We start from the raw sequence: 376 nt of genomic DNA, 5'->3' as shown, positions 1-376 counted from the left end.
TCGACCGGAAGTTTCGGTTCATCCGAAAATGGAAGACGACGGATGCCGCCGCCAGTGATGGTGCGCGATTGAGAGAGGGGCTGTTAGATTAAACCAATACGGCCTCAAGCGTTTGGGCTGATACAGCTTATCGCTCGAAAGCGAATGAGTAATTCATTGACAAAGAGGGTTTTGTCTCGAAGGTTCACAGGAAAAAAGCCGCATCTCAAGCCTATGCCCCGACATATCCAGAAATCGAATGCTGGAAAGGCCGTGATCCGATCGCGCGTCGAGCACGTCTTTGCCGACCAGTAATCACAGACGGGATTGTTCATCCGAACTGTCGGTATCACCCGGGCCACCATGAGGATCGGGCTGGCCAATATCGTCTACAACA

1 pseudogene is annotated in these 376 nt (G+C 52.1%); it reads left to right on the top strand.

Going from position 1 to position 376, the window contains the following annotated elements:
* Positions 1-376, top strand: a pseudogene (locus KP705_RS19180) (transposase); the annotation flags it as partial.

Origin of the sequence: Gluconobacter sp. P1D12_c (assembly GCF_018812105.1) — a bacterium.
Lineage (GTDB): Bacteria > Pseudomonadota > Alphaproteobacteria > Acetobacterales > Acetobacteraceae > Gluconobacter > Gluconobacter oxydans_A.
Note: the sequence above shows the minus strand (reverse complement) of the source record. Positions and strands in the feature narration are given on the sequence as shown.